General features: G+C 60.3%; 23 protein-coding genes and 2 tRNA genes. 11 read left to right on the top strand and 14 right to left on the bottom strand.

Annotated elements, in window-relative coordinates; genetic code table 11:
- Positions 1–157 precede the first annotated feature (157 nt).
- The 3 genes from ACQ4WY_RS19390 to ACQ4WY_RS19380 all read right to left on the bottom strand — a co-directional run bounded on the left by ACQ4WY_RS19390 (position 158) and on the right by ACQ4WY_RS19380 (position 2,821).
- The gene (locus ACQ4WY_RS19390) at positions 158–874 is read right to left on the bottom strand and encodes a TIGR00266 family protein (protein ID WP_099380492.1); all 717 of its coding nucleotides are present in this window, start codon (positions 872–874) and stop codon (positions 158–160) included.
- Positions 875–1,062: 188 nt separating this feature from the next.
- Positions 1,063–1,638 (bottom strand): TerD family protein, encoded by a 576-nt coding sequence (locus tag ACQ4WY_RS19385; RefSeq protein ID WP_046682304.1) that lies wholly within the window; start codon positions 1,636–1,638, stop codon positions 1,063–1,065.
- Between the two features lie 100 nt (positions 1,639–1,738).
- Entirely contained in the window at positions 1,739–2,821 is a 1,083-nt protein-coding gene (locus ACQ4WY_RS19380; protein ID WP_436505406.1) for a DUF475 domain-containing protein, read from the bottom strand.
- Positions 2,822–3,069: 248 nt separating this feature from the next.
- On the opposite strand from ACQ4WY_RS19380, the gene ACQ4WY_RS19375 reads away from it, so the two are divergent.
- The 3 genes from ACQ4WY_RS19375 to ACQ4WY_RS19365 all read left to right on the top strand — a co-directional run bounded on the left by ACQ4WY_RS19375 (position 3,070) and on the right by ACQ4WY_RS19365 (position 8,136).
- Positions 3,070–3,495 (top strand): divergent PAP2 family protein, encoded by a 426-nt coding sequence (locus tag ACQ4WY_RS19375; protein WP_436505405.1) that lies wholly within the window; start codon positions 3,070–3,072, stop codon positions 3,493–3,495.
- Positions 3,496–3,735: 240 nt separating this feature from the next.
- Positions 3,736–4,911 carry an efflux RND transporter periplasmic adaptor subunit gene (locus ACQ4WY_RS19370; RefSeq protein ID WP_353658306.1) on the top strand — a complete coding sequence of 392 codons (1,176 nt, stop codon included), beginning with the start codon at positions 3,736–3,738 and terminating at the stop codon, positions 4,909–4,911.
- A gap of 3 nt (positions 4,912–4,914) precedes the next feature.
- Positions 4,915–8,136, top strand: a complete 3,222-nt coding sequence (locus tag ACQ4WY_RS19365) for an efflux RND transporter permease subunit (RefSeq protein WP_436505404.1) — start codon at positions 4,915–4,917, stop codon at positions 8,134–8,136.
- A 90-nt stretch (positions 8,137–8,226) separates the two neighbouring features.
- Here ACQ4WY_RS19365 and ACQ4WY_RS19360 read toward each other — a convergent pair whose 3' ends face one another.
- The 5 genes from ACQ4WY_RS19360 to ACQ4WY_RS19340 all read right to left on the bottom strand — a co-directional run bounded on the left by ACQ4WY_RS19360 (position 8,227) and on the right by ACQ4WY_RS19340 (position 14,954).
- Positions 8,227–9,150 (bottom strand): SAM hydrolase/SAM-dependent halogenase family protein, encoded by a 924-nt coding sequence (locus tag ACQ4WY_RS19360; protein WP_436505402.1) that lies wholly within the window; start codon positions 9,148–9,150, stop codon positions 8,227–8,229.
- 18 nt (positions 9,151–9,168) lie between these two features.
- Positions 9,169–11,688: a TonB-dependent receptor plug domain-containing protein gene (locus ACQ4WY_RS19355; RefSeq protein ID WP_436505400.1), complete on the bottom strand. Its 2,520-nt coding sequence runs from the start codon at positions 11,686–11,688 to the stop codon at positions 9,169–9,171.
- 112 nt (positions 11,689–11,800) lie between these two features.
- On the bottom strand, positions 11,801–12,691 hold the full coding sequence (locus ACQ4WY_RS19350; RefSeq protein ID WP_436505398.1) for an NAD(P)H-hydrate dehydratase: 891 nt from the start codon (positions 12,689–12,691) through the stop codon (positions 11,801–11,803).
- 16 nt (positions 12,692–12,707) lie between these two features.
- On the bottom strand, positions 12,708–13,472 hold the full coding sequence (locus tag ACQ4WY_RS19345) for a histidine phosphatase family protein (RefSeq protein ID WP_436505397.1): 765 nt from the start codon (positions 13,470–13,472) through the stop codon (positions 12,708–12,710).
- 81 nt (positions 13,473–13,553) lie between these two features.
- Complete coding sequence (locus tag ACQ4WY_RS19340; RefSeq protein WP_436505395.1) at positions 13,554–14,954, bottom strand: L-cystine transporter; 1,401 nt, start codon at positions 14,952–14,954, stop codon at positions 13,554–13,556.
- Positions 14,955–15,230: 276 nt separating this feature from the next.
- On the opposite strand from ACQ4WY_RS19340, the gene ACQ4WY_RS19335 reads away from it, so the two are divergent.
- The 4 genes from ACQ4WY_RS19335 to ACQ4WY_RS19320 are packed head-to-tail and all read left to right on the top strand — an operon-like array spanning position 15,231 to position 17,266.
- Positions 15,231–15,608, top strand: a complete 378-nt coding sequence (locus ACQ4WY_RS19335; protein ID WP_436505393.1) for a nuclear transport factor 2 family protein — start codon at positions 15,231–15,233, stop codon at positions 15,606–15,608.
- Between the two features lie 10 nt (positions 15,609–15,618).
- Positions 15,619–16,008, top strand: coding sequence for a hypothetical protein (locus tag ACQ4WY_RS19330; protein WP_436505392.1), 390 nt, complete (start codon positions 15,619–15,621; stop codon positions 16,006–16,008).
- A gap of 33 nt (positions 16,009–16,041) precedes the next feature.
- Positions 16,042–16,647: a hypothetical protein gene (locus ACQ4WY_RS19325; protein ID WP_436505390.1), complete on the top strand. Its 606-nt coding sequence runs from the start codon at positions 16,042–16,044 to the stop codon at positions 16,645–16,647.
- A gap of 25 nt (positions 16,648–16,672) precedes the next feature.
- Complete coding sequence (locus tag ACQ4WY_RS19320; protein ID WP_436505389.1) at positions 16,673–17,266, top strand: hypothetical protein; 594 nt, start codon at positions 16,673–16,675, stop codon at positions 17,264–17,266.
- A 67-nt stretch (positions 17,267–17,333) separates the two neighbouring features.
- Here the strand turns inward: ACQ4WY_RS19320 and ACQ4WY_RS19315 are convergent, their stop codons facing one another.
- Together ACQ4WY_RS19315 and ACQ4WY_RS19310 are read right to left on the bottom strand one after the other, a co-directional pair.
- Entirely contained in the window at positions 17,334–17,942 is a 609-nt protein-coding gene (locus ACQ4WY_RS19315; RefSeq protein ID WP_436505387.1) for an IMPACT family protein, read from the bottom strand.
- A gap of 67 nt (positions 17,943–18,009) precedes the next feature.
- Positions 18,010–18,267 (bottom strand): hypothetical protein, encoded by a 258-nt coding sequence (locus ACQ4WY_RS19310; RefSeq protein WP_436505385.1) that lies wholly within the window; start codon positions 18,265–18,267, stop codon positions 18,010–18,012.
- A gap of 129 nt (positions 18,268–18,396) precedes the next feature.
- Between ACQ4WY_RS19310 and ACQ4WY_RS19305 the strand changes: the two genes are divergently transcribed.
- Positions 18,397–19,122 (top strand): AraC family transcriptional regulator, encoded by a 726-nt coding sequence (locus ACQ4WY_RS19305; protein WP_436505383.1) that lies wholly within the window; start codon positions 18,397–18,399, stop codon positions 19,120–19,122.
- Positions 19,123–19,318: 196 nt separating this feature from the next.
- Here the strand turns inward: ACQ4WY_RS19305 and ACQ4WY_RS19300 are convergent, their stop codons facing one another.
- The 3 genes from ACQ4WY_RS19300 to ACQ4WY_RS19290 form a co-directional block, all read right to left on the bottom strand.
- On the bottom strand, positions 19,319–20,371 hold the full coding sequence (locus ACQ4WY_RS19300; RefSeq protein WP_436505382.1) for a hypothetical protein: 1,053 nt from the start codon (positions 20,369–20,371) through the stop codon (positions 19,319–19,321).
- Positions 20,372–20,738: 367 nt separating this feature from the next.
- A tRNA-Lys gene (locus tag ACQ4WY_RS19295) sits at positions 20,739–20,814 on the bottom strand.
- Between the two features lie 78 nt (positions 20,815–20,892).
- Positions 20,893–20,968, bottom strand: a tRNA-Lys gene (locus ACQ4WY_RS19290).
- 130 nt (positions 20,969–21,098) lie between these two features.
- On the opposite strand from ACQ4WY_RS19290, the gene ACQ4WY_RS19285 reads away from it, so the two are divergent.
- The gene (locus ACQ4WY_RS19285; protein ID WP_436505380.1) at positions 21,099–21,557 is read left to right on the top strand and encodes a MarR family winged helix-turn-helix transcriptional regulator; all 459 of its coding nucleotides are present in this window, start codon (positions 21,099–21,101) and stop codon (positions 21,555–21,557) included.
- Entirely contained in the window at positions 21,554–23,053 is a 1,500-nt protein-coding gene (locus ACQ4WY_RS19280) for an MDR family MFS transporter (protein WP_436505379.1), read from the top strand. Before ACQ4WY_RS19285 ends, ACQ4WY_RS19280 begins: the two co-directional genes overlap by 4 nt.
- Here ACQ4WY_RS19280 and ACQ4WY_RS19275 read toward each other — a convergent pair whose 3' ends face one another.
- Positions 23,054–24,142 (bottom strand): NADH:flavin oxidoreductase/NADH oxidase, encoded by a 1,089-nt coding sequence (locus tag ACQ4WY_RS19275; RefSeq protein ID WP_436505377.1) that lies wholly within the window; start codon positions 24,140–24,142, stop codon positions 23,054–23,056.
- 106 nt (positions 24,143–24,248) lie between these two features.
- On the opposite strand from ACQ4WY_RS19275, the gene ACQ4WY_RS19270 reads away from it, so the two are divergent.
- The gene (locus ACQ4WY_RS19270) at positions 24,249–24,590 is read left to right on the top strand and encodes an ArsR/SmtB family transcription factor (protein WP_436505376.1); all 342 of its coding nucleotides are present in this window, start codon (positions 24,249–24,251) and stop codon (positions 24,588–24,590) included.
- Positions 24,591–24,636: the final 46 nt, after the last annotated feature.

Below are 24,636 nucleotides of genomic sequence, written 5' to 3'. Positions count from 1 at the left end.
AATGTTTTGAACTACAACGTTGAGCAACAAACTAACAGCGCCTGACAAAACCGTAGCGAGCGGAAGGAAGAGGTGGCCGAGAAGCGCAACCGTACTCAAGTACGGTGAGCATCGCAGGCCGCCTATGCCGACGCGCAGTAGGTTTGTTCAGGTGCCTCTAACTAGCCTTGCCCGACGCCGTCCACTTGAGGAAGGCGTCGCGGTTGCGCGAGCAGATAAATACTTTGCCCGAGCCGGAAAAGCGCAGCACGATGCCTTCGCCGCTGGTCACGCTGTTGACGATATTGCCGAGGAAACCACCGATGCCGCCGCCGCTGGCGCCGCCGCCCGTGGTCACGGAAATCTCGTATTTCAGGCTATTGTCCCAGCAGACCACATGGGAATTGTCGATCACGACATCCTTGCCCGGCTCGACGTCGAGCTGGAACATGGAGCCGAAGCCGGACACCACCACTTGTCCCGTGCCGGCCGTCTCCATGACGAAGAAGCCGCCCGACTGGGCGAACAAGGCGTTGCCGATACTTTGTGTGCGCACCTTCATTTCCGTGCCCGCAGTGGCGGCGACAAAGGCGCCGTCGTTGAGCAGGTACTGGCGCGCGCCCACGTCGACCACTTCGATGGCGCCCGGCAGGGTGGGCGAGAGCAGGCAGTCGCCGCTGCCGCGCACCGCTTCGATATGCTGCTGGAAGAACGATTCGCCATTCGCGAAGCGGCGCATGATGGCGCTGCCCAGGCCGCCCGTCATCTTGCCTTTCAAGTCCAGCGCCGTCTCCATCATCACCATCGCATCGGATTCGCAATAGATGGTTTCGCCCTGTTTCATGCTGACGTGGAGGAAAGGATCGACGTCGCCCGTGACACTAAATACTGGCATGATAAATCTCCAAAAAAAAGCCGCCTGATCTGTGCAGGCGGCAGTAATGATATGACAAAAGTGCAATTCACCTCGGAAAACCGTAGCGAGCAAGCTCGATTTCGGGTCGAGTAGCGCAGCTGTACGGAGGTACAGCGAGCAACGCAGGCCCGAAAGTGAGCGGCACAGTAGGTTTAACGAGTGTGAATTTAAGCGTTGACGCCGAAAGAACGGGCCAGTGGGCCCAGGCCGCCATTGAAGCCCTGGCCGATCGCCTTGAACTTCCATTCGCCGTTGTAGCGGTAGATTTCGCCAAAGATCATCGCCGTTTCCGTCGAGCTGTCTTCTGACAGGTCGTAGCGGGCGATTTCTTTTTCGCCTTCCGCGTTCAGGCAGCGGATGAAGGCTTTCGAGACCATGCCGAAGTTCTGGCGGCGCGCGTCGGCGTCGTGAATGGTGACGGTAATGCTGATGCGGTCGATATCGGCCGGCACGCGGGTCAGGTCGATTTCGATGCGCTCATCATCGCCTTCGCCTTCGCCCGTGGTGTTGTCGCCCGTGTGCACGACGGAACCGTCGGTCGACTTCAGGTTGTTGTAGAAGATGAAGTCAGAGTCGCCACGGACTTTGCCGTCGCTTTTCAGGAGGAAAGCGCTACCGTCAAGGTCGAAGGTGGCGCCGTCCGTCGAACGAGGATCCCAGCCGAGGCCGACGATGATCTTCTTCAGGTTTGGTGCTTCCTTGCTCAGGTTGACGTTGCCGCCTTTTTGCAAACTGATTGCCATGTGGTGCTCCTTTTCATTAAATAACTCAAACATGCCTTCATGGGATGAGCGCAAGGCGCTCATGCCATTACTCTCTCAATTGGGGGCGAAACCCCCGATTTCAAGCTTGTGCCGCGTGCCGTTTGCGATAACGCAGGGATGACCACAGCGAGACCAGGATGAAGGCCACGCCCGACAGGCCCGTGAACCACTCCGGAATATGGTACTTGACGGACGCCAGCATGATCAAGGCGAGGATGCCGATCGCATAATGGGCGCCGTGCTCCAGGTAGACGAATTCGTCCAGGGTGCCCTTGTGCACCAGGTACACCGTCATCGAGCGCACGAACATGGCGCCGATGGCCAGGCCCAGCATGATGATGACCACGTCGTTGGTGATGGCGAACGCGCCGATCACGCCGTCAAAGCTGAACGAGGCGTCCAGCACTTCCAGGTACAGGAAGCCGCCGATACTGCCGCGCGCCACCGTTTTGACGAGATCGCCATTGCCGTTCCTGGCTGGCGCGGCGCCTTCTTCTGCGTCATCCTGCAAGTCCGGTTCGCCTTCTTCCAGCAAACCGCTGATCCAGTTCACGCCGATGTAGACGGCGATGCCGACGATGCCCGATGCGAGCACGCTGTATTTTTCTTCCACTGGGCCCATCGCCACGCAAGCGGCCACGGCGCCCATGGTGATCAGCACGGCCAGGCTTTCGGTACCCAGCGCATTGACTTTTTCCTCAGCCCAGCCCAGCCAGTGCAATTCTTTCTCGTCGTCGAACAGGAAGTTCAGGAACACCAGCAGCAGGAAGGCGCCGCCGAAGGCTGCCACTTGCGCATGGTTGTCCGTCAGGTGCTTGGCATACACGTCCGGCGTCGTGGTGGCCATGGTCCATACGTCGACCAGGCCCAGGCCTGTGGCGACTGAAACGATGACGAGAGGAAACAGCAGCCGCATGCCGAAGACGGCCACGAGGATACCGACCGTCAAAAACAGTTTTTGCCAGAATTCATTCCAGTGACGCAAGACCGAGGCATTCACCACGGCATTGTCGAACGACAGCGACACTTCCATGATGCCCAGCACGCCCGTGATCCACAGCGCCTGGATCATGCCTGACGTGCCGCCATGGCTGTAACCCCACCAGCCCGACACGGCCATCAGGATAAAAGTGACTAAAAAGGAAATTCTGAAATGCCGCATGAGTACCCCGTTGCAATTGTGAAAGACGTTTGATTATCCGCGCCGCTGTGCGCGCCGCACTCAGTGTTGATATACGTCAATTGTTGTATATGCCATGATTTTATATTAGTTGCCGCCGGGAGCGGCGTTTTATAGGGCGATGATAGACAGTTCTGCTGGCGCGGATGATCTGCGATAATTGCGGCGCGCCCCTCCGGCTGCCGCAGTCTCTTGCACACTCTATACCTATATATAAGAAGGAATACCCCGTGGATATCGCTTACCTCGTCACGCCCCTGATCACCTGGATCCTGGTCGGACCGATCAAATTCCTGATCAACAGTGTCCGCACGCGGCAATGGGCGTTTGGCCTGGTGGGCAATGGCGGCTTTCCCAGCAACCATAGCGCCGTCGTTTCCAGCATGGCAACCCTGATTGCCTTGCGCGAAGGCATCGGCCACCCGGCCTTTGGCGTGGCAGTGACCTTGGCCTTCATCGTCATCATCGACGCCAACAGCTTGCGCCAGCACGTGGGCAAGCAGGCGGCGGCCATCAACCGCCTGGCCAAGGAAACGGCCAGCCCCGCGCACACCTGGTTGCGCGAGCGCATGGGCCATACCCTGGTGGAAATCGCCGGCGGCCTGTGCACGGGCGTGGCCATCGGTTTCCTGATCAACACCGTTTTTGGCCGCTAAGTTCGCTTCCCCTGAAACGCAAAACCCCGCCTCAAGGCGGGGTTTTGCGTTTCAGGGCGTAAAAACTACGTTTCATCCATTGATTAAAGCATTACAGGAAACCGCCGATTGACATGCCCGGACGCGCTCATGGATACTTTGGCGCTTGTGGTTTTAATAAAAATATTATGCTTGCTATCGCCTGCTGCCCTATCCGGGCCGTGGGGACGGTAGTGGTGCTATCTATCCGGAGAATTACCCATGTTGCGCAAAACCCTGTTTGTTCTGGCAATCGCTTCTGCCCTGGCCGCCTGCGGCAAAGAGTCCAAAGATCCTGGCAAAGGCGCTGGCAAGGGGGGCAAGGAACAGGCGGGCGCTGCCGTCAATTTGCTGGTATCCCCGGAAGACCTGCTGACCATCCAGAGCAATGCGCTGGCGTCGGGACCTGTCATCACCGGTTCCGTACAGCCTGAGCGCAACGCGGACTTGCGCGCCGAAGTGTCGGCCGTGGTGATTCAGGTCATGAAGGAAAACGGTGAAGTTGTCAAACGGGGCGACGTGCTGGTACGCCTGGACGAAACGTCCATCCGCGACAGCCTCAATTCGGCCGAGGAAGCCAGCCGCGCCGCCAGCCAGGTGCTGGAGCAGTCCGAACGCATGTTCCAGCGCATGAAAACCCTGCGCGCCTCGGGCATGACGTCGACGCAGGCGCTGGAAGACGCGGAAATTCGCCGCAACAATGCGCAAAGCGACTTGTCCGCTGCGAAAAGCCGCGCCGCGCAAGCCCGCCAGCAGCTGCAGCGCACCCTCGTGCGTGCGCCGTTCGACGGCATCGTGAGCGAGCGCAAGGTATCGAATGGCGATACGGCGCAAATCGGCAAGGAATTGATCAAGGTCATCGATCCGACCAGCATGCGCCTCGAAGGCCTGGTGTCGGCCGACAAGATCGGCGTCGTCAAGGTGGGCCAGCCCGTGCTGTTCCGCATCAATGGTTATCCAGGCCAGGATTTCGCGGGCAAGGTGCGCCGCGTCGATCCTGCCGCCAATGCCGTCACGCGCCAGGTGGCCGTGCTGGTCGATTTCAATGACAAGGAACAACCGAGAGTGGCGGGCCTGTATGCGGAAGGGCGCATCGAGACGGAAACCGTCAGCGCGCTGATGATACCCGACTCGGCCTTGGTCAAGGCGGGCGACGTGACGTACACGTGGAAGGTCAAGGACAAAGCTTTGCATAAAGTTAACTTGCGCATCGGCGCGCGCGACGTGCGCACGGGCCAGTGGGAAGTGCAAAGCGGCCTGGCCAGCGGCGACACCGTGCTGCGTACGCCGGGCTCGACCTTCAAGGATGGGCAGAAAGTGGAATTGACGGCAGCCAAGGCCGTGCCAGCCGCCGCCGTGGCCAGCAGCAGCACCGCCGTTGCCGGTAAAGGAAACTAAGCCATGTTCCTTTCCGATTTCAGTATCAAGCGGCCTACCGCCACCATCGTCCTGATTCTGGCCATGATGTGTGTCGGCCTGCTGGCGCTCAAGAAATTGCGCGTCAACCAGAATCCGGACGTTGAAGTGCCTTTCATCGTCGTCAGCATTCCTTACCCTGGCGCGTCGCCCGATACGGTCGAGCGCGAAGTGGTGAATCGCCTGGAAAAGTCCTTGCAAAGCATTTCCGGCGTGACCGAAGTCAACAGCGATTCGAATGAAGGTTCGGCCAGCATCTTCCTGAAGTTTTCCTTCAATACCAACCTGATCGAAGCTTCCGACAATATCCGCAATGCGATTGCCGCCGTGCGCTACAAGCTGCCGACGGAAATGCGCGAGCCTATCTTGCAGCGCATCGACCCGGCTGCCGAACCGATCATGCAACTGGCGCTGTCGTCGAATACGCAAAGCCATGCGGAAATTTCGCGCCTAGCCGAGGACGTGCTGTCGGACCGCTTCCGCACCGTCGATGGCGTGGCGCTGGTCAACGTGGGCGGTTCGCTCAAGCGCGAACTGTCGGTGCTGCTGCGGGCGGAAAAATTGCGTGAATACAATGTGTCCGTCAGCGATGTCGTGACCGCCTTGCGCAACCAGAACACGAATGCACCGGTGGGCAAGGTGCGCGGCACCCTGGACGAGAAAAGCATCCGCCTCGTGGGCCGCATCGAGTCGCCAGCCGACTTCGAGAAAGTGGTGATCAAGCGCCGCGGCGAGGAAATCGTGCGCCTGGCGCAAGTGGCCACCATCGAGGATGGCTTTGCCGAAGTCAACAGCCTGAGCATGCGCAGCGGAAAGCCCAACGTGGGCATTTCGATCACCCGCGTGCGCGACGCCTCCACCGTCAGCGTGGCCAACAAAATCCGCGACATGGTGGCGGAAATCAACAAGACCTTGCCGAAAGGCACGATCCTGCAAGTGACGCGCGACGGCGGCGAAAACGCCCAGCATAGCTTGAACAACGTGATCGAATCGCTGGTGCTGGGCGCCGTGCTGACGATTTTCGTCGTCTACGCCTTCCTGAACTCATGGCGTTCGACCCTGATCACGGCGCTGAGCCTGCCCACGTCCGTGATTGCTGCCTTCATTGCCGTGTGGCTGTGCGGCTTTACCCTGAACTTCATGACCTTGCTGGGCCTGTCGCTGGCCATCGGCGTGCTGATCGATGATGCCATCGTGGTGCGTGAAAACATCGTGCGCCACATGCAGATGGGCAAGGACCGCCGTACGGCTGCGCTGGAAGGCACGGCCGAGATCGGTATGGCCGTGGCCGCCACGACCTTCTCCATCATCGCCGTCTTCATCCCCGTGGCCTTCATGCCCGGTATCTCTGGCGAATGGTTCCGTCCGTTTGCCTTGACTGTGACGTGCTCGGTGCTCGTCAGCCTGGGCATCTCGTTTACGCTCGACCCCATGCTGTCGGCCTACTGGGGCGACCCGGTCGAGGAGCACTCGGCGCCGAAAAAAGGTATCGGCCGCGTGCTGGAAAAATTCAACCACTGGTTCGACCACCAGGCCGACCGTTACGGGCGCGTGATTGCCTGGGCCCTGCATCACCGCCGCTGGATGGCTGTCATCGCCTTCGGCAGCCTGGTGGGCGCCATTGTTCTGCACGCTACACATGGCGGCACGAGTTTCCTGCCTGCATCCGATTCGGGCAATCTGATGATCAATGTGCGCACGCCATCGTCGAGCAGCATCGAATATTCGCGTTTGAAACTGGAAGCGGCGGCCGTGCTGGCGCGTACCTTGCCTGAAACCAAGGATACCAACAGCTCCATCAATGCCGGCGGCGGACGCGTTTATGTCGACATCGGCAAACGCAATACCCGCAAGCGTTCGGCCAAGGAAATCGCCGTCGAGCTGCGCGAGAAGATGTCGCGCCTGGTGGGCGCCGAATACGTGGTGCAGGATGACTTGAGCAATGGTTCGCAAAAGCCGATCCAGGTGGAATTCACGGGTCCGGATTCGCGTAAACTGATGGAAATTACGAATGCTTACATGGACAAGCTGCGCGCAATTCCTGGCGCCGTCGACGTGGGCCTGTCCGAGCAAGACCCGAAAAACGAACTGCAGATTGAGCTCAACCGTGGCCTGGCCAACTCGATGGGCATTTCCGTCAATGACGCGGCGCAATCGTTGCGCGTGGCGTTCGCCGGCGTGGAAGTGGGCGACTGGGTCGATCCGACGGGCGAGACGCGCGACGTCGCCGTGCGCCTGCATCCCGACGACCGCGTGGCATCGGAAAACATCGAGCGCCTGCCGATCAGCGTGACGGGCACCTCGCAAATGGTACCGCTCGACCAGATCGCCACCATTACCATGGGTAAGGGGCCATCCGGCATCGAGCACAAGAATGGCAAACGCACGATTACCGTGTCGGCCAATGCACAGGGCCGTTCGAACGGCGAAGTGACGAGCGACGCCATGAAGCTGGCCAACTCCATCGACTTCCCGCCCGGCTACGGCCTGGCGCTCGGCGGCGCCGGCCAGGACCAGCAAGAGCTGTTCACGGAAATGCTGATCGCACTGGTGATGGGTATCGGCCTGATGTATTTGATCCTGGTGATGCAGTTCGGTTCCTTCACGGCGCCCGTGGCCGTGATGATGTCCTTGCCGCTGAGCTTGATCGGCGTGGTGGTGGCGCTGGTGATCACCAACAATACCCTCAACCTGATGAGCTTTATCGGCATCATCATGTTGATGGGCCTGGTCGCCAAGAACGCCATCCTGCTGCTGGACGCGGCGCGCAAGCGCGAAGAAGAGGGCCATGGCCGCGAAGACGCGCTGATGTATGCAGGCCGCATGCGTCTGCGCCCCATCCTGATGACGACGTTTGCGCTGATCGCCGGCATGTTCCCCGTGGCGCTGGGCCTGGGCGAAGGCGGCGAGTTCTACCGTCCATTGGCGATCGCCATCATCGGCGGCACGATCACCTCGACGATTTTGACCCTGCTGGTCGTGCCGACCTTCTATGACAGCATCGAAATCGCCCGTGATGGCGCCGTGGCCAAGTTCCATCGTCGCGCCGCGCGCATGCCGGTGGCCGTGGCCATGATCCTGACCCTGCTCGAATGCGTGCTGACCCTGCTGCTGGTGCGCTTCGTCTACCGCATGCTGAAAAAGGCCGTGCTGTTCCTGATGGGACGCCGCGCGCCGAAGGCAACGTCGGTCAGCCTGCAAAAGTAGTACCGGGCCAAGGCCAGCCTGCGCTGCGCCGTGGTATTTCAAGAGCCTTCCGCGGAAGGCTCTTTTTTTCCCTGGCCGCGTAAGGAAGGTTTATTTGGCGGCAGGGGCCTTGCTCACTTCCACTTCCCAATCCACGCCCGACTCGACGTGGTGTTTGGCGGCAAAGTCACCCTGGCTGATGGCGACGGCCACGTCGAGCAGACTGTTCAGGTAGACGAGTGGCTTGCCTTTTGCCACGCCGCCAAACGTGTGCTCGAATGGCGCCGTGACCTTGGCCACTTGCTTGCCCTTGTGCAAGATGCGCACTTGTAGCGGGTCGTGCAGTTTTACCTGCAATTCGTCGAGCAGGGATTTCGGGATATTCGTCCACACATTGCCATACTTGACGTCGAGCACGGGCACGATACCGCGAATGGTATTGCCGTCGCGCACAGGTTTTTGATACGCGATCTTCACCACGGACTCGCTTGGCAATTGCGGGCCCACCTGTTCATAGCTGATGGCGCCCGACGCCAGGCGCGCACCGACATACGCGTACACGTCGCGGCCATGGAAGGTGTACGACTCGGCGGAGCCAGCCAGGCGATTGACCTTTTCATCGATTTCGCGCAGTTCCGCCACGCCATCGCGCTCGGCGATCAGGGTGAACAAGCCATTGTCCGGCCCCACGAAGTAGCGTCCACCCTTGGTTTTCAGCACCACCGACTTGCGCGCCGTGCCCACGCCCGGATCGATGACGGACACAAAGACCGTGCCTTGCGGCCAGTAATTGGCTGTCTGATACAAACGGTAGGCACCCAGCCAGATGTCGTAGTCGGGAATCTGGTGCGTCAGGTCCGAGATGGTCAGCTTGGGATCGACGCCATAGGCGACGCCGTGCATGGCCGACACGGCGCCATCGGCCGTGCCGAAGTCCGTCATCAGCACCAGCGGCGCGGCAGCCTGGGCGCTGGACAGCAGGAGGGTGCTCAGGCAGGCGCCGGCGATGAGGTGGGAGATGCGTTTGATGATCATGATTTATCCTTATTCGTGTTAGAACGTGTAGTTGAGCTTGGCGTAGAAGTACGCGCCATTGACGCCGATGGGGTTGATGAAATTGTAGGGCAGGGCGCCGCCATACGTGGCGTTATTCGTTTCCCGCACGCGCTGCGGATAGCGGTCGAGGATGTTGTTGCCGCCCACGCTCAAGGTCAGTTGCTTGCTCAGTTTCAATTGGCCTTCCAGGTCCAGCGACCAGACGGCGCCGAAGCGCTGTGCGGGGATGCCGTCGATCAAGGGCGCATCGCTGTCATACGAAAAATCCTTCAGCTCGCCAAAGCGCGTGGCGCGCGCCTGCACGCCCCAGCCGGCGGCCTGCCAGTCGGCGCCCAGGATCAATTTGCTGGTCGGTGACGCATGTTTGATGCGGAACAAACTCGTCTCCGTCAGCAGGGTCAGACTCGGATCGATATTGGTTAGCGCAGCGGAACTTTGGCGCACCTTGTCGAGGCTGGTCTTGTTCAGGTTCAGCGCCGCGTTAAGGTTCAGCTTGCCTGAGGTGAACGCCAGGTCGTGGTTCAGCACCACGTCCAGGCCTTTTGTGCGCGTGTCGAGCAGATTGGCCAGGTAGGCCACGGACTGGATGTCGTTGCGGCCATTGGCGGCCAGGTAGGCGGTGACGGCGTCGCTTTGCAAGTCGCTCGAGCGCGTGATGCGGTCGCGGATGCGGATCACATAGGCATCGACCGTCACGCTGGTGGCGGCGGCCGGTTTCCAGGCCAGGCCCAGCGATACGTTGGTCGACTTTTCCGGTTTGAGCTGTTGTGCGCCGAAGCTGCGCGCCAGCGGATCGCTGGCCGGTAGCAGGGCTGCCGTTTGCAGGGCCGTGCCATCGGCGTTGAAGTTCAGTGTGGCGAAACGGAATCCCGTCTGCACGAGGGCTGGCGCGCGGAAGCTGTTCGACAGCGAGCCGCGCACGAGGAAGTTGTCCGTCACTTTATAGCGCGTGGACAGCTTGCCCGTGCTGGCGCTGCCGAAGTCGCTGTAGTCGGAATAGCGGGCGGCGGCGCCCACCAGCAGGCGCGGCGTGATGTCGCTTTCCACGTCCGCATACACGGAGCGGATCTGCCGGCTGCCGTCATAGGCGTCCGACGGGCGCAGGCCCGGTCCCGCCTGCGCGCCCGGCGGAGCGTCCGTGAAGCTGCCGGCCGCGTACGAAGCGGGGTCGCCAGCCGAGCTGGTGTAGGTTTCGCGCATCCATTCGGCGCCCACCGCCAGGTTCAAAGGCGCGGGCAGACCGATGTCGATGCTGCGCGTGGCATCGATGTTCAAGGCGTTCTGGCGGAAGTCGAAGCCGGCCAGCTTGAAACGCGTGGGGCTGGCCGCGCCCAGCGAGGCGTTGACGGAGTGGCTCACGCCGTAGTCAAAGCGGTCGCTGCCGTGGCGCGCGCTGGCGTCCCAGTTCCACTCGCCCGCGGTGCCGCGCACGCCGGCCGCGATGCTCAGGTCGCGCTTGTCGCCGTTGGTGACGGGACGGTAGCCGTTCGGATACAGGGCCAGTACGTTCGACGGGTCGCCCGGATAGCGGAAGTAGGCGCTGCCGTCCGACTTGCGCTCGTTGAGGGTGGCAAACGAATACAGATCCAGGCCGTTGGCCAGGGTGAGCTGGGTATTGTAGAACAAATAGTTGTTGCGCTGGCGCGAGTCACCCGACTTGAATACGACCTTGCCGTCAAGCGCCTGGTCGGCCGGCGTGTAGTTGTAGGAAGTCCAGCCCGCGTCGCTGGGGCCGGCCCGTTCCGTGGGCGAGCGGCGTCGCGTTTCCGCGCCGAAGCGGAAGAATCCCGCCTCGCCCAGCGGCACGCCATAGTCGGCGTTGACGATGACGGTCTGGCCATCCGTCAGGGTTTGATCTGTCGGATCGAAATGCGTGTGGTTGGCGCCATAGCTGACGGAAGCGGCGCCGCCCGTGCGGGCTTTTTTCAGCACGATGTTGATGACGCCCGCCACGGCGTCGCTGCCGTACTGGGCGCCCGCGCCGTCGCGCAGGATTTCAATGTGGTCGATGGCGTTCGGTGGAATGGCATTGATGTCGACCGGCACGGTGCCGGCAAAGCTGCTTTCCGTGTCGAGCACGGCGCTCGTGTGGCGGCGCTTGCCGTTGATCAGCACCAGCACCTGGTCGGGCGCCAGTCCCCGTAACTGGATGCCGCGCACGGAATCCGACGCGCCGCTCGACTCGATGCGGGGGAAGTTGATCGAGGGCGACAGGTTTTGCAGGGCCGCGCCCACGTCGCCCGTCGACAGCGCATTGCTCACTTCGCGCGCACCGAAGCGGTCGATGGGCACGCTGCTGTCGAACACGGTGCGGTTGCGTGCGCGCGAGCCGACGACGGTGACCTGGTCGATGCTGGCGCCAGCCGTTTCAGCGGTGGTGCCTGTGCCTGTGCTGGCGGTGGCTTGCGCGTCCTGGGCCCAGGCGGACGGTGCGCCCAGCATGGCGCAGGCCAGCACGATGGCGCGCAGCGGCGTGGCGGGAAGGGAGAGAGAGGCGGATGAATGGCGCGGATGCAAGGCGGTGTCCTTTGGGCTCGATTAGTGTTCGTATGGAAACAGTTATCATGAGCTTAAGGGCGGCGCCCGCCGGCGCTAACGATTCTTTCTGGATATGCTTATGCTGTTGTTTTTATGCCGCCAGGTGGCGCAGCAGGGCGGGAATCTCGGCCGGAATTTCGCGCGCCAGGTAACCGAGGATGCCGAAGCGCAGGGCCAGCTGTTCGCCCGCCAGCGCATGCAGAGCGATGCCCCAGGCGCACGCCTGCTCCAACGATGCGCCGCGCGCGGCCAGGCCCGTGATGATGCCGGCCAGGGTGTCGCCGGAACCGGAAATGGCCAGGCCAATATTGCCGCCTGCGTGCGTCCATTTTGTGCCGTCGGGCATGGCGATGACGGTCAGCGCGCCTTTCAGGGCGACGATGGCATTCCAGCGCTGCGCCGCTTCCATGGCGCAGCCGTGCGGGTCGGCCAGCACGGCGTCTTTCGACAGGTCCATCAACTGGGCCAGCTCGCCCGCGTGCGGTGTCAGCAGCACGGGCTGCTTAAAGCTGAACTGCGAGCGCAAGTGCGCGGGCTGGCGCACGACCTGCATGGCGCGGGCGTCGAGAATCAAACGGCTGCCGGCAAACAGGGGCAGCAGATGGCGCATCAGCTCGCAGCAGGCCGCCGTGTCGCACATGCCTGGCCCGACAAGAACGGCATCCACTTTGCCCGCCAACGGCGCCAACTGGTGTCGCGCCTCGTGGCGAAAGCCGCCTTGCGCCGTTTCATCCAGGCCAATGACCCGCGCCTCGGGCATGGCGATGGCCACCTGCGCCGCCACTGACGCGCCCGTCGCCAGGGTCAGCTTGCCCGCGCCTGCGCGCAGGGCGGCCGTGGCCGCCAGCAGAATGGCGCCCGGCATCTCGGCCGAGCCGGCGACGATCAGCAGATGGCCGCGCACTTCCTTGTCGCCGTCAGGCTGGGGCATGGGAAGGGGCCAGGAACGCAGCAGGGAAGGCGTGATGTCGGTAGCGTCCATGAATGACTCCGAAAAACTAGGACTTGGGCGCGGCCGGCATGTCGGGCTGGGCCGTGACGGGTGTGCCGGCCGCTTCCAGTGGCGCGACGAAGTTGCACAGGTCCAGCTGCAGCTTGCCGTATCTGCCCAGGGCGGGGTTGAAGGCGTACGAGGTGACGCCGCAATTGGGTACGTCGGCGGCCTTGTCGATGGCCAGGATGGCGTGCTCGTCGCAGCGTTCCAGCAGGTAACGGAAGCAATTGACGATGACCTGGTGGCCGACGATCAGCACCCGTTCGCCCCGATACTCGCGGGTGATGGTGTCGAGCACGCTGCGCAGGCGCAGGATGACGTCGCACCAGCTTTCGCCGCCCGGTGGACGGAAGTAAAACTTGCCGACATGCTGGCGCTGCTCGTACAGTTCCGGGTACTTGCTGGCGATGCCGTGCACGGTCAGGCGGTCGAGGATGCCGAACTCCTTTTCGCGCAGGCGCTCGTCGGCCACCACGGAGGCGAGGCTGTCCGCATCGATGCGCGCCAGCACGGCTTGCGCCGTCTGCTGTGCCCGCACGTAGGGTGAGTACAGCACGACGGTCGGTTGTTGTTCAGAGGGAAGGGTGGCGAACCAGTCGCCCAGAGCTTGCGCCTGGCGCGCGCCAAGGTCGGAGAGGGGGACGTCGACATCGCGCTCGGCGATGGCGATCAATAACTGTTTTTCCGCTTCGGCGGCATCGCGCGCCACGTTGCCGGCACTTTGGCCGTGACGCACGATCCAGATTTGCTGCGGCCATTTCTGTTCCATCGCCTTGCGCCTTCCTCTGTATTTATGGTGAATAAATATAGACGAAAGCGGCAAGGCGCGGCGCGCCGGTGGTGTGGCTACTTAGGCGGCGTGTTCCGCTTCGTCCAGGTCGGGCGCGTCGTCGCTGTTGTAGACGGCCAGGTCGGTCTGTCCCATGACCCGGCTGGTGACGGTGCCGGCCGTGATCGAGCCGCTCACGTTCAGGGCCGTGCGGCCCATGTCGATCAGCGGTTCGACGGAGATCAGCAAGCCGGCCAGCGCGACGGGCAAGTCCATCGCTGACAGCACGATCAGGGCGGCAAACGTGGCGCCGCCGCCCACGCCGGCCACGCCCACGGAACCGATGGTGATGATGGCCAACAGTGGCAGCAGGAAGCTGACGGTGAACGGGTCGACACCGACGGTAGGGGCGATCATCACGGCCAGCATGGCGGGATAGATGCCGGCGCAGCCGTTCTGGCCGATGGTCGAACCGAACGAGGCGGCGAAGTTGGCAATGCCTTCCGGCGTGCCCAGGCGCTGGGTTTGCGTCTGCACGCTCATCGGGATCGAGCCGGCGCTGGTGCGCGAGGTAAAGGCGAAGGCCAGCACGGGGAAGACTTTTTTCACGAAGCGCAGCGGGTTCAGTCCCACGCCGGCGATGATGGCCAGATGCACGAGGAACATCAATATCAGCGCGCTGTACGAGGCGACGACGAAGTTGATCAGTTTCAAGATGTCCGTGTAGCTCGACGAGGCCACCACTTCAAACATCAGAGCAAACACGCCATACGGCGTCAGGCGCAGCACCAGCGTGACCATGCGCATGACGATGGCGTGCGCCACTTTCATGAAGTGCTCGAAGGAAGCAAAGATTTCCGGTTTTTTCGCCGCGATACCCGTGGCCGAGATGCCGATAAAGATGGAGAACACCACCACGGCGATGGTCGACGTCTTGCGCGCGCCCGTCATGTCGAGGAAGGGGTTGGTCGGCACGAAGCTGACCAGCAGTTTCGGCAGCGACAGGGCTTTCGCCGTTTCCAGCGAGCCTTGCAGTTGTACGCCACGCGCCACTTCGGCCGCGCTCGAGGTCAGGCCGACAGCCGTCAGACCGAACAGCTTGGCCATCAGGATACCCAGCGCGGCGGCGACGGTCGTGGTGATGAGCAGGGTGCCGATGGTCAGCGCGCTGATCTTGCCCAGGGAACTCGCATCCTTGAGTTTCAGGATGGCGGAAATGATGGAGACCATGATCAGCGGCATGATGATCATTTGCAGCAGTTTTACGTAGCCGCTGCCGACGATGTCGATGTATTCATTGGTGCCCGCGATAATGGGCGAACCGGCGCCGTAGATGGCTTGCACGGCCGCGCCCAGCAGTACGCCCAGGCCCAGGCCCGTAAAGACGCGCACGGTAAACGTGGAGTGGTTGCGTTGCTGGCGGAACATGAAGGCGAAGACGATCAGCGCAACGAGCAGGTTCAGAATGATGTTAATTGCCATGAAGGGGCCTTATCTTGGTTTTATTCGAGACTGCAGAGAGCATGAGAACTTTACTACAAGTAATTGTTGCCCCAGCCCGGGGCGAAAGGGCAAGCACTGTACAGTACTATGGGGGCGTTTTGCGCGATACCGCTGCGAATATTACGCTATATAAATATGCTTCACAGGCATAAGCGCAGGTATAGGTCTGCCGGATGATTGTGAAAAGGAAGATTTCATGCCAGCATTCACGTTTGTTCGTTTGCTAATCTGGTGCAGTATTTTTTAAGGAAAAAGATGAATGCTTTAACGGAAGCTCAAGTACTCGATGCGGAAGAGCGCTTGCGCCTGGCCATGATGGCCTCCGATGTGGCAGTACTGAATGCCTTGCTGGCCGATGACTTGTTGTTTACGAATCACCTGGGTCATCTGCTGAGCAAACATGCGGACCTGGCAGCGCACGAGCAGCGATTGCTGACCATCACGGACTTGCGTGCGTCCGAGCGCCATGTGCGCGTCAACGGCCCCGTGGCCGTGGTCTCCGTGCGCATGCACTTGACGGGCAGCTATCACGACGTGGAAACGCATGGCGACTTCCGTTTTACGCGCGTCTGGGCACAGGATGCGGCCGGCGCGCTGCAAGTGATCGCCGCCCATTCCGGCGTCGTGGCATAGGGGTGATGTAGTGGATCATCGTTCCAAAGGGCAGCTGTTTGAAGCTGTCATCGCCGCCGGCCCGGCCACCCTGGCCATCACGGCCGGCTATCCCGTGCTGTTGTACAACCTGGTGCGCACCTGGGCCGATGCCCCAGGCGCCAATGCGCTGGCCGCCTTGCTGCTGACGGGCGGCCTGTGGGCCTTGCTGGAATTCTGGCGCATCGCGCTGGCGACCGTGGCGCGCAAGGCGTATGCGTTCAACTGGCGCTTCTGGCTGGCCATCGCCGGTTTTCTCGCCTGCTTCGTGCGCTTCGTGCCGGACATGCCAGCCGGACTGATGCTGGTATTGATGGTGCTGCCGGCGCTGGCGTGGACGCATTTCATCTTGTTGCAGATCAAGCGGCCGGGCAAGGCTTGATTGCTGGAAGTGTCGTAGCGGGAGCGATATAGCATGAGTGAAATTCAAAAACTGGGCGAGCAATTCCATGCGATAGCGTCGAAAACCGACTCTTTTATGACGACTTATTTAGATGCCGTCAAGCTGCGCGTGGCGCGAACGCTGATCAGCAAAGGGCTGTTGTGTAACGTCAGGCCATTCGAAGCACAAAGAGCCGGCTTCAAGCCGGGAAAAGAGTTAAAGTCGCTGCCCGCGAAGCTGAAAGATACTCATGTTTACCATCTCGATGGGGAGGGCAGGGTCATCTTGGTGGAAAGCTATGGCGGATCTGCTGCTGTCATCAACAGGAGCTTCTATTTTCATGAGTACGGCAAGCTTAAAAGCGTGCACTTCAATGCTGGCGGGAGCTTGAGGAATGTCATGCTCAGTTTTCTTGACGGGGGACGTATCATGCAGGACATTAATTTCGGGAAATTTGGCGAAGGGAGTTGCGATTACCTGTATGAAGATGATCGCCTCCAGTCCATCATTATCCGGCAGAGAGAGCATGGCCAGGAAAACCATACCGGGTATCAGATTCTGTTCGGCTATGTGGACGGACAGATGGACAATATTTCCCACGTGTTTCCGAATGGATATCAGGAGCAGCGCTATCCATGACGATGGTGCTTGTTAAGGCAAAGCCATGAAAAAATACATGTGGCATCTGTATTATTGTGGAACAGATGTGGTGGACCCCAGTGAAGCGTGGACGAACGGGCATGTCGGTGCGGGCATCTGTACAGACTGCGGAAATTATATGCCCGGGAATGAAGGCGATTTCGCCTTGGTCGTGGATCAGCGCATTCCCGCAAAAGCAGATATGTTTTCAATGGGGCGCTTATCGCCGTCCATCATGTCCGCCAGACTGCGGAAATTGCTGCCGCAGCGCATCAACGAATTCTTACGGTTCGGCGACATCTATCTCGGAGATATTTCGAGGAAGATGGAGAACCACTTCGCTTTTGTTGGCCAAGCGCCATGGGTTCTGCTCTTTGGTGATCAGCCAGCAGTAATGGATGGTGAAATAGTGGTGGATGCGAAAATTGCGGCTTGTCCTGCCTGTGGTGTGACATTCGGCTTTGGGCGTGGGAAGAGGCATGCCGATACCAGCGTCAACGTGATCCGTGAAATTTCGTGGACGGAATTTGGCGGAATGTTAATTTCTGACGAAATAATGCAGTCCTTGACTGGCATTCAATTGAACAATGTCAGAGTTGAAAAAATAGAAATCCGCTAGGCGCGCCTCAGGTACGCATAAATTCCCGATTGTGACTGATGGCTGCCGGCGGCAATGCACCTGTTGACTATGACTGCCCATCGCAATCCTGCGCGTCCAGCCACTGTATCCGTCCATTGCCCGCTTCATCCAGATGGGCGAGCAGGGCGGTGGCCGCCGCTTCCGCCAGGCTGAAGTCGAACAGCACGGCGTCGCCGTGTGTCACGTTCAGCAGGGTGGCGCCGGCGCCATCGAGTTCGCGGCGCAGCATGCCTTCCATCGCATACGGCACCGTGCAGCGCAGGGTATGCTGGCGCACGATGGCCGTCTTTTCCGCTTGCAGCAGCGCTTGCGCCACGCTATCCGTGTAGGCGCGCACGAGGCCGCCCGCGCCCAGCTTGATCCCGCCAAAGTAACGCACGACCGTCGCCAGCACGCCTTCCAGGTCCTGGTGGCGCAGCACGTCGAGCATGGGCCGCCCTGCCGTGCCGCTCGGTTCGCCATCATCGACGGCCGCCGACTGCCCACCCGCCAGCAGGGCCCAGCACACATGGCAGGCGCCAGGATGCTGCGCCTTCAAGTCATTGACCACCTGCTGTGCGCTGGCGCGGTCCGTCATCGGCTGTACGCAGCCGATGAAACGGCTTTTCTTGATAATCAGTTCGCTGTGGACGGAGGTGGCAATGGTAAACGGCATGGCGGGAGCGAAGGCGGGCAAAGCAGCATGATAGAGGAAATGCGCGCCGGCGACGAGCCGGTGCCGCCTAGGCGCCCGATGGCGATATCAGTTCGCGCAGCGCCGCGTCGCGCACCTGCAGGATGTCGAACAGTCCCAGCGCGTGCAGGGCGGGCAAGGCGTCGAGGATGTCGCGCTCGGTGATGGCCCGCCCGGCGCTGCCGCCGGTGTCGTCCAGCCATAGCCGGGCATTGGCTAGGAAGGCGCCCACCGTTCCCTTGCGCACGGTGACGCCGTTAAACTGGCCCTGGTTTTGTTGATCGGGTAATACGTCTTCTGCACGCATGGTGAACTCCTGAGTGTTGGAAAGACTTCACTGTATGATGGTGGAATTGTCTTGCCTGCGTTGTTTATGTCATTCGATACGTCAAATCCGCCAATTTTTCCAGCATCGCCGTCGTCGCCGCTGCGCGCCATGCATATTTCCCAGCCGCAGGAACGCGTGACGGCGGCGCACCGCCATGCCAGCGGCCAGCTGTTCGGCGCCATGCGGGGCTTGCTTTCCGTTGCCGCCGACAGCGGGCAGTGGGTGGTGCCGGCCAGCCACTGCGTGTGGATGCCGCCCCATCACGTCCATGCATTGCGTTCGCATGGCCCGTTTGCGGGCTGGAGCGTGTATGTGGACGAGGCCAGTTGCGGTAGCCTGCCTGCCGCGCCTTGCGTGATGCGCGTCTCGGGCTTGCTGCGCGAGGCGGTGGGCCGCGCCAGCGCCTGGGACGATGGCGCGCTGGATGCGCGCCAAGCCCGGGTGGCGGGCGTGATCCTCGACGAAATCGCCGCCTCGCCGCACGAGGCCTTCGGCTTGCCCTTGCCCACAGACCCGCGCCTGCTGCGCGTGGCGCGCGCCGTGCTCGATGACCTGGCCGACGAGCGGGGCGTGGAAGCGCTGGCCGCCTGGGCCGGCGTGTCGCCGCGCACCCTGGCGCGCCGTTTCACGAGCGAGACCGGCTTTACGCCCTCGGCCTGGCGCCAGCGCGCCCGCATCCTGCACGCCCTGGAACTGCTGGCCGCCGGCCAAGCCGTTACGACGATTGCGCTGGACCTGGGTTACGACAACGTCAGCGCCTTCATCGCCATGTTCAAGCGCGTGATGGGCGTGACGCCGGGCAGGTATGGAGATGGAAATGGGGATGGTAGTTAATCGAGCAATATCGGTATTGGATAAAGCGCAACTTGCTGTAGATAGAGACGACCAAGGCTGAAATCGTGTACGAATACCGGATTTGACCCCGATCCCGCGGTGACTATCGTGGCGGATTAATGCCGCTGGAGATATTTGCCGCTTGTTTTTTATTCGGGATGTGAATTTTTATGTCGGAAAAACGTCCCCCTAAATTCTAAATGGTTGTAGCTGCTCTTCTTAAGAATTCATCTTCCTGTTCGAGAATTAAATTGAATGCATAAGATATTTGTGTTTTTGAAATTCCCATTTCATCAGAAATTTTTTGCTTGATTCCTTCTGGCCATGGCCTTGTTTGAATATAGGAAAATATTTCATCCAGTTTCTCGTCTGAAAGTTTTGTTTTGTGTGATCGACTCATGACATCACGACGCGTTACTGATAGTATCTTTCTTGTGTCTTCGATATGTTTTATTATTTGAATGTACTCTGATACAATTTCCCGAGGTCCTGAAAGTATCAAATCTACTTCGGTTTTGTTTCTTAGGTTGGAAATTGTTACGGAAGATAGGGGGTGCATTTTATTTTTGAAGTTAAATAAATAATTCGGATCGAAAAGATGGTTTGCACTTTCTTCGTTTATTCTGATTTTCAATACTAGTTGAAATGATCTATTTATTCCATTTGTAGGGTTTATTTTTTTGAAGCTGGCTCGCCGCACAAATTCGTGAAATGCCTCTAGATTTGTGAAGCATTGCCTCAGATTTTTGTCCGTAATTGCGAGAAATGATTGATTTGAGCTATATTTTTTTCTAAATGCATCATCTGTATGACCCAGTGCATGGACAAGTATATTTCTCTGATCATACATCTCTTCAATTGCAAGGATTTCAGCGAAGCGGCGAAGATTTATATTGAATTTTATTTTGTAGTATTCAATTATATCTGAGAATTTTCGGCCGTTGAGATTTCTGCATTCTTCTCGAACAATTTTCGACCAAACTTCATCGATGGTTTGAAAGGTGGATAGGAGATTTGTATCAATCTTAATTTCTTTGCCTAAAAGGGTAGCTCGATTGGCGCTGTATATGATTTGCGCATAATCTTGCAACATTACTTCAGTAGCAGATATTAAGCGAACGAAAATAACTTCACGCAGGTAATTTTGCGCTTCAAGATTTAAAAATGCTTTCGTTTCCCAATAATGGGGTAGATTAATTTTTTTATCATATTTTAAAAATATCCGCTCTTCATGTCGCTCTTTTGACATGCTCTTAATTTCAGTCTGAAGTGAACTGAATGACCTTAGCGACACTACGTAAAGTCTTACGAGATTAGATATCTCAGCAAAGAAGCCTTGAGTTAGCATTTGGAATATTCGGAAAGAAAACTCGATGCTACTACCCATCCTGAATAGTTGCAAAGAATTTAGCTGATCATGCTGCAGTTTGATAACTGAGGAAGTAGTCTTCGTTCGGAGTAGCCAGCGGTCTCTTCACGGAAAAGAGGCAATCATAGATGCTTGATGGGAGAGGAGGTTGGACACGGCGGCCTAGTTCCGATGTCTGTTGTAATAGATTTTAGAGCGCCCAGAAACAAAAAAGCCAACCGCGAACGGTTGGCTTCTCTGACGTATTTGGTAGGCCGTGCGGGATTCGAACCTGCGACCAACGGATTAAAAGTCCGCTGCTCTACCAGCTGAGCTAACGACCCAAAAACTTTGACTACTTACTGCGGTAACACTGTGCGGTGATGCTTGCCATGACAGCTTGCAAACAAACCACAAATTCTTGGTAGGCCGTGCGGGATTCGAACCTGCGACCAACGGATTAAAAGTCCGCTGCTCTACCAGCTGAGCTAACGACCCAAGGGCGGCTATTATGACGGCCAACTGCGGTTTTGGGAAGAGCTGGGTGGGGCATGCAAGGAAAAAAGCCTTGCGTGGCCTTCATGCGCGGTCTAATATGAGTAGATAGCCTACCTATTTATATCTTTCCATGCCTACAAGCGAAGACCTTCCCATCCCCGAACGCGCGCTGGCGCTGTCCGACGAATTGCGCACGGCGTTCAAGCGCCTGCTGCGCACCATGCAGCGCGAAGGGGGCGAGCTGGAGGGCAGCGTATCGATGATGCGGTACATGCTGCTGGCGCTGATCCACGAGCAGCCCGGCATCGGCGTGGCCGCGCTGGCGCGGCTGCAGAATGTGCGCGGGCCGACTGTCAGCGCGCAGGTCAAGTCTTTGGCCGAAGCGGGGCTGGTCGAGCGCAGCGCGCCCGATCCGCAGGACCGGCGCCGCTCTGGCCTGCAGGTGTCCGCGCAAGGCCTGGCCATCCTCGAAACCCTACGCGCGCGGCGCCGCGATGCGCTGGCGCGGCGCATCGCCCGTTTGTCGCCGCAGCAGATCGATGCGCTGGCCGCCGCCATGCAACCGCTGCTTGAGATAGGCCAGGCATGAGCGGCCACGATCACGCCGCAGGCGGAGAAAAAGACGCGGCCAAACCCGTCACCGAGCGCGAAGTGCGCGCCATCTACCTGGGCCTGATGGCCGTGCTGGGCCTCGGCGCGCTGGACCAGAGCATCGTCGCCACGGCCTTGCCGCGCATCGTCGACGACCTGGGCGGCATGGCGCACCTGTCGTGGGTGGTCACGGCGTATGTGCTGGCGTCGACGGCCACCATGCCCCTGTACGGCAAGTTGGCCGACCAGTATGGCCGCCGCCCCATGATCTTCACGGCCTTGCTGACCTTTTTGCTCGGTTCCGTGCTGTGCGCTCTGGCGCAGAACATGACGGAGTTGATCATCTTCCGCGCCATCCAGGGCCTCGGCGCGGGCGGCTTCATGCCGCTGGCGCAAATCATCATCGGCGACATCGTGCCGCCGGCCGAACGGGGCAAGCGGCAAGGCATGGTGCCCATCGTGTTTGCCGTCACCAGCGTGCTGGGCCCCGTGCTGGGCGGCGTGATCACGGATGCCTTGTCGTGGCACTGGATTTTCTTTGTCAACCTGCCCATCGGCACGGCCGCCTTTGTCATCATCGCGCGCGCCATGCGTAAACCCGTGCGCACGCATGCGCACAAGATCGACTATCTGGGTTCGGTCTTGCTAACGGGCGCCATCACGGCGGCCCTGCTGGTGCTGGCGCTGGGCGGCACCGAGTGGCCGTGGGATGCGCTGGCCATCAAGGTGTGCGGCGGCGTCGCCGTGCTGCTGGGGATCTGGCTGGCGTTCCACGTGGGGCGGGTGGATGAACCCGTGCTGCCGCCTGACCTGTTCGAAAACCGCACCTTCAATATCGCCAGCCTGGTGATGGCCGTGACTTTCACGGGCCTGATGGGCGCCAGCGTCTTCTTCCCCCTGTTCTTCCAGCTGGTGATGGGCACCAGTCCCGCCGAATCGGGCGTGATGACGGTGGCGATGATGGTGGGGCTGGTGGCGTCGTCGATGTTCAACGGCCGCGTGCTGTCGCGCTCGGGCAAGTACAAGATGGTGCAGGTGGCGGGGCTGGCGGTGGCGCTGCTGGCGTTTGCCGTGCTGGCCTGGGCCATGGAAACGTCGCGCGGTTACTGGATCATCGAGCCGGCCATCTTCTTCCTGGGCACGGGGCTGGGTCTGGTGATGCCGAACATGACGATCGCCGTGCAAAATGCTTTGCCCCTGGCACGGCGCGGCGTGGGCACGGCCATGCTGGCCTTTTTCCGCTCGCTGGGCGGCTTGCTGGGCGTGACGGCCTCGGGCGCCATCCTGGCGCACCAGTTACATCAACATGGCGTGGAAGCTGTCTCGGCGCTGGGTGCGCAGGCGGCGACGCAGGCGGTGGAAGTGTACCGTCATGCGATCGCCAGCGTGTTTGGCGCCGGCGCCGTGCTGCTGCTATTGGGACTGGTCTTCCTGCTGTTCCTGCCGGAACTGCCCCTGGAGGGGCATCCGGCGACGGTCAAGGATGAAAGATGATCAATAGCGTTCCAGCCAGTGCGCGTACGGCGCGGGCAGGGTCCACGAGGCGCGCTCCACGCCGAGTTCCTTGGCGGCAAAGTAGGCCCAGTGCGGATTGGCCAGGTGCGCCTTGCCCACCATCACCACGTCGAGCTGCTCTTCCTTGACGACACGCTCGGCGATGGCCGGCGTGCCGAAGCCCCAGGCGGACGAGACCGGCACACCCGCTTCGCGGCGCACGCGCTCTGCAATCGGTCCCATGAAGGCAGGACCCCACGGGATAGCCACGTCGGGAATGGTAAAGCCCATGCTGACGCTGAGCATATCCATGCCCGCATCCTTGAACTGGCGCACGAGGCCGATCGATTCGAGCAGGGTTTGCTCGTCGCGGCCGTCGAATTCCAGCACGCCAAAGCGGATCGTCAGCGGCAGGTGCTCGGGCCACACTTCACGCACGGCTTTCAATGTTTCCAGCAGGAAGCGGCTGCGGTTTTCCAGGCTGCCGCCATAGATATCGTCACGCTGGTTCGAATGGGTGGAAAAGAAGCTTTGCGCCAGGTAGCCGTGGGCGAAGTGCAGTTCCAGCCATTCGAAGCCCACTTCGCGGGCGCGCACGGCCGCGTCGACGAAATTCTGTTGCACGCGGGCAATATCGTCGAGGTCCATGGCGCGCGGCACTTTCGGCAGGCCGCCGCCAAAGGCGATGGCGGACGGCGCGATGGTTTGCCAGCCGCGCGCATCGCCTTCAGCGATATGGTCGTCGCCTTCCCATGGGCGGTTGGCGCTGGCCTTGCGGCCCGCGTGGGCAATCTGGATGCCGGGCACGGAGCCGGCCGCCTTGATGGCTTTCACGACAGGCACGAAGGCTTGCGCCAGGTCATCGTTCCAGATGCCCGTACAGCCGGGCGTGATGCGGCCTTCGGGCGCCACGGCCGTCGCTTCGACGATCACCAGCCCCGCGCCGCCACGGGCCATGCCCGCATAGTGCGACAGATGCCAGTCGTTGGCCTGGCCATCGACGGCCATGTACTGGCACATGGGGGGCACGGCGATACGGTTGCGCAGGGTGATGTCTTTGAGAGTGTAGGGCTGGAAGAGGGCGGACATGGTGACCTTTGTGTTTGTAGGTGGAAAGATAGGGTAATGCTGATTCGGTAGTTCGTAAATATTCGAATAATGGAATTAGTATAGCGCATGCTGTATGATTCTGCTCATGCGCCCACACAAACATCCTCCCGCCAGCGAATTCGTCCTCGAGCGCGTGCTCTACGCCTTGAGCGATTCCATTCGCCTCGACATCGTGCGCCACCTGGCCCGCGTGGACGCGGCCGCCTGCGGCGACCTCGACGGCGGGCGACCGAAGTCGACCGTCTCTCACCATTTCAAGGTCTTGCGCGAAGCGGGCCTCGTCTACACGGAAAACGCGGGCACGACGCACATGAATACCTTGCGCCGCGCCGATGTCGAGAGCCGCTTTCCCGGCTTGCTGGACGCCATCCTGGCGCAACAGCCCTTGGTGCCCGAGCCGCCGGAAGCGGAAAAGCCGGCAGCTTAGCAGCCTGCCGTGCCACGCCATCTTCCAGGCTCGGCTATCATGTCTG

It is taken from the genome of Janthinobacterium salmonicoloratum (assembly GCF_051380845.1).
GTDB lineage: Bacteria > Pseudomonadota > Gammaproteobacteria > Burkholderiales > Burkholderiaceae_D > Janthinobacterium > Janthinobacterium lividum_F.
This window is presented reverse-complemented; position numbering and strand designations above follow the sequence as displayed.

What these genes read in the sequence shown, in the direction of transcription:
- ACQ4WY_RS19345 (WP_436505397.1), bottom strand. Translation starts at nt 13,472, where the DNA reads ATGGAACAGAAATGGCCGCAGCAAATCTGGATCGTGCGTCACGGCCAA.
- ACQ4WY_RS19275 (WP_436505377.1), bottom strand. Translation starts at nt 24,142, where the DNA reads ATGTCCGCCCTCTTCCAGCCCTACACTCTCAAAGACATCACCCTGCGC.
- ACQ4WY_RS19335 (WP_436505393.1), top strand. Translation starts at nt 15,231, where the DNA reads ATGAATGCTTTAACGGAAGCTCAAGTACTCGATGCGGAAGAGCGCTTG.
- ACQ4WY_RS19280 (WP_436505379.1), top strand. Translation starts at nt 21,554, where the DNA reads ATGAGCGGCCACGATCACGCCGCAGGCGGAGAAAAAGACGCGGCCAAA.
- ACQ4WY_RS19380 (WP_436505406.1), bottom strand. Translation starts at nt 2,821, where the DNA reads ATGCGGCATTTCAGAATTTCCTTTTTAGTCACTTTTATCCTGATGGCC.
- ACQ4WY_RS19285 (WP_436505380.1), top strand. Translation starts at nt 21,099, where the DNA reads ATGCCTACAAGCGAAGACCTTCCCATCCCCGAACGCGCGCTGGCGCTG.
- ACQ4WY_RS19325 (WP_436505390.1), top strand. Translation starts at nt 16,042, where the DNA reads ATGAGTGAAATTCAAAAACTGGGCGAGCAATTCCATGCGATAGCGTCG.
- ACQ4WY_RS19320 (WP_436505389.1), top strand. Translation starts at nt 16,673, where the DNA reads ATGAAAAAATACATGTGGCATCTGTATTATTGTGGAACAGATGTGGTG.
- ACQ4WY_RS19300 (WP_436505382.1), bottom strand. Translation starts at nt 20,371, where the DNA reads ATGTCAAAAGAGCGACATGAAGAGCGGATATTTTTAAAATATGATAAA.
- ACQ4WY_RS19315 (WP_436505387.1), bottom strand. Translation starts at nt 17,942, where the DNA reads ATGCCGTTTACCATTGCCACCTCCGTCCACAGCGAACTGATTATCAAG.
- ACQ4WY_RS19360 (WP_436505402.1), bottom strand. Translation starts at nt 9,150, where the DNA reads ATGATCATCAAACGCATCTCCCACCTCATCGCCGGCGCCTGCCTGAGC.
- ACQ4WY_RS19390 (WP_099380492.1), bottom strand. Translation starts at nt 874, where the DNA reads ATGCCAGTATTTAGTGTCACGGGCGACGTCGATCCTTTCCTCCACGTC.
- ACQ4WY_RS19270 (WP_436505376.1), top strand. Translation starts at nt 24,249, where the DNA reads ATGCGCCCACACAAACATCCTCCCGCCAGCGAATTCGTCCTCGAGCGC.
- ACQ4WY_RS19340 (WP_436505395.1), bottom strand. Translation starts at nt 14,954, where the DNA reads ATGGCAATTAACATCATTCTGAACCTGCTCGTTGCGCTGATCGTCTTC.
- ACQ4WY_RS19385 (WP_046682304.1), bottom strand. Translation starts at nt 1,638, where the DNA reads ATGGCAATCAGTTTGCAAAAAGGCGGCAACGTCAACCTGAGCAAGGAA.
- ACQ4WY_RS19365 (WP_436505404.1), top strand. Translation starts at nt 4,915, where the DNA reads ATGTTCCTTTCCGATTTCAGTATCAAGCGGCCTACCGCCACCATCGTC.
- ACQ4WY_RS19305 (WP_436505383.1), top strand. Translation starts at nt 18,397, where the DNA reads ATGCATATTTCCCAGCCGCAGGAACGCGTGACGGCGGCGCACCGCCAT.
- ACQ4WY_RS19310 (WP_436505385.1), bottom strand. Translation starts at nt 18,267, where the DNA reads ATGCGTGCAGAAGACGTATTACCCGATCAACAAAACCAGGGCCAGTTT.
- ACQ4WY_RS19350 (WP_436505398.1), bottom strand. Translation starts at nt 12,691, where the DNA reads ATGGACGCTACCGACATCACGCCTTCCCTGCTGCGTTCCTGGCCCCTT.
- ACQ4WY_RS19370 (WP_353658306.1), top strand. Translation starts at nt 3,736, where the DNA reads ATGTTGCGCAAAACCCTGTTTGTTCTGGCAATCGCTTCTGCCCTGGCC.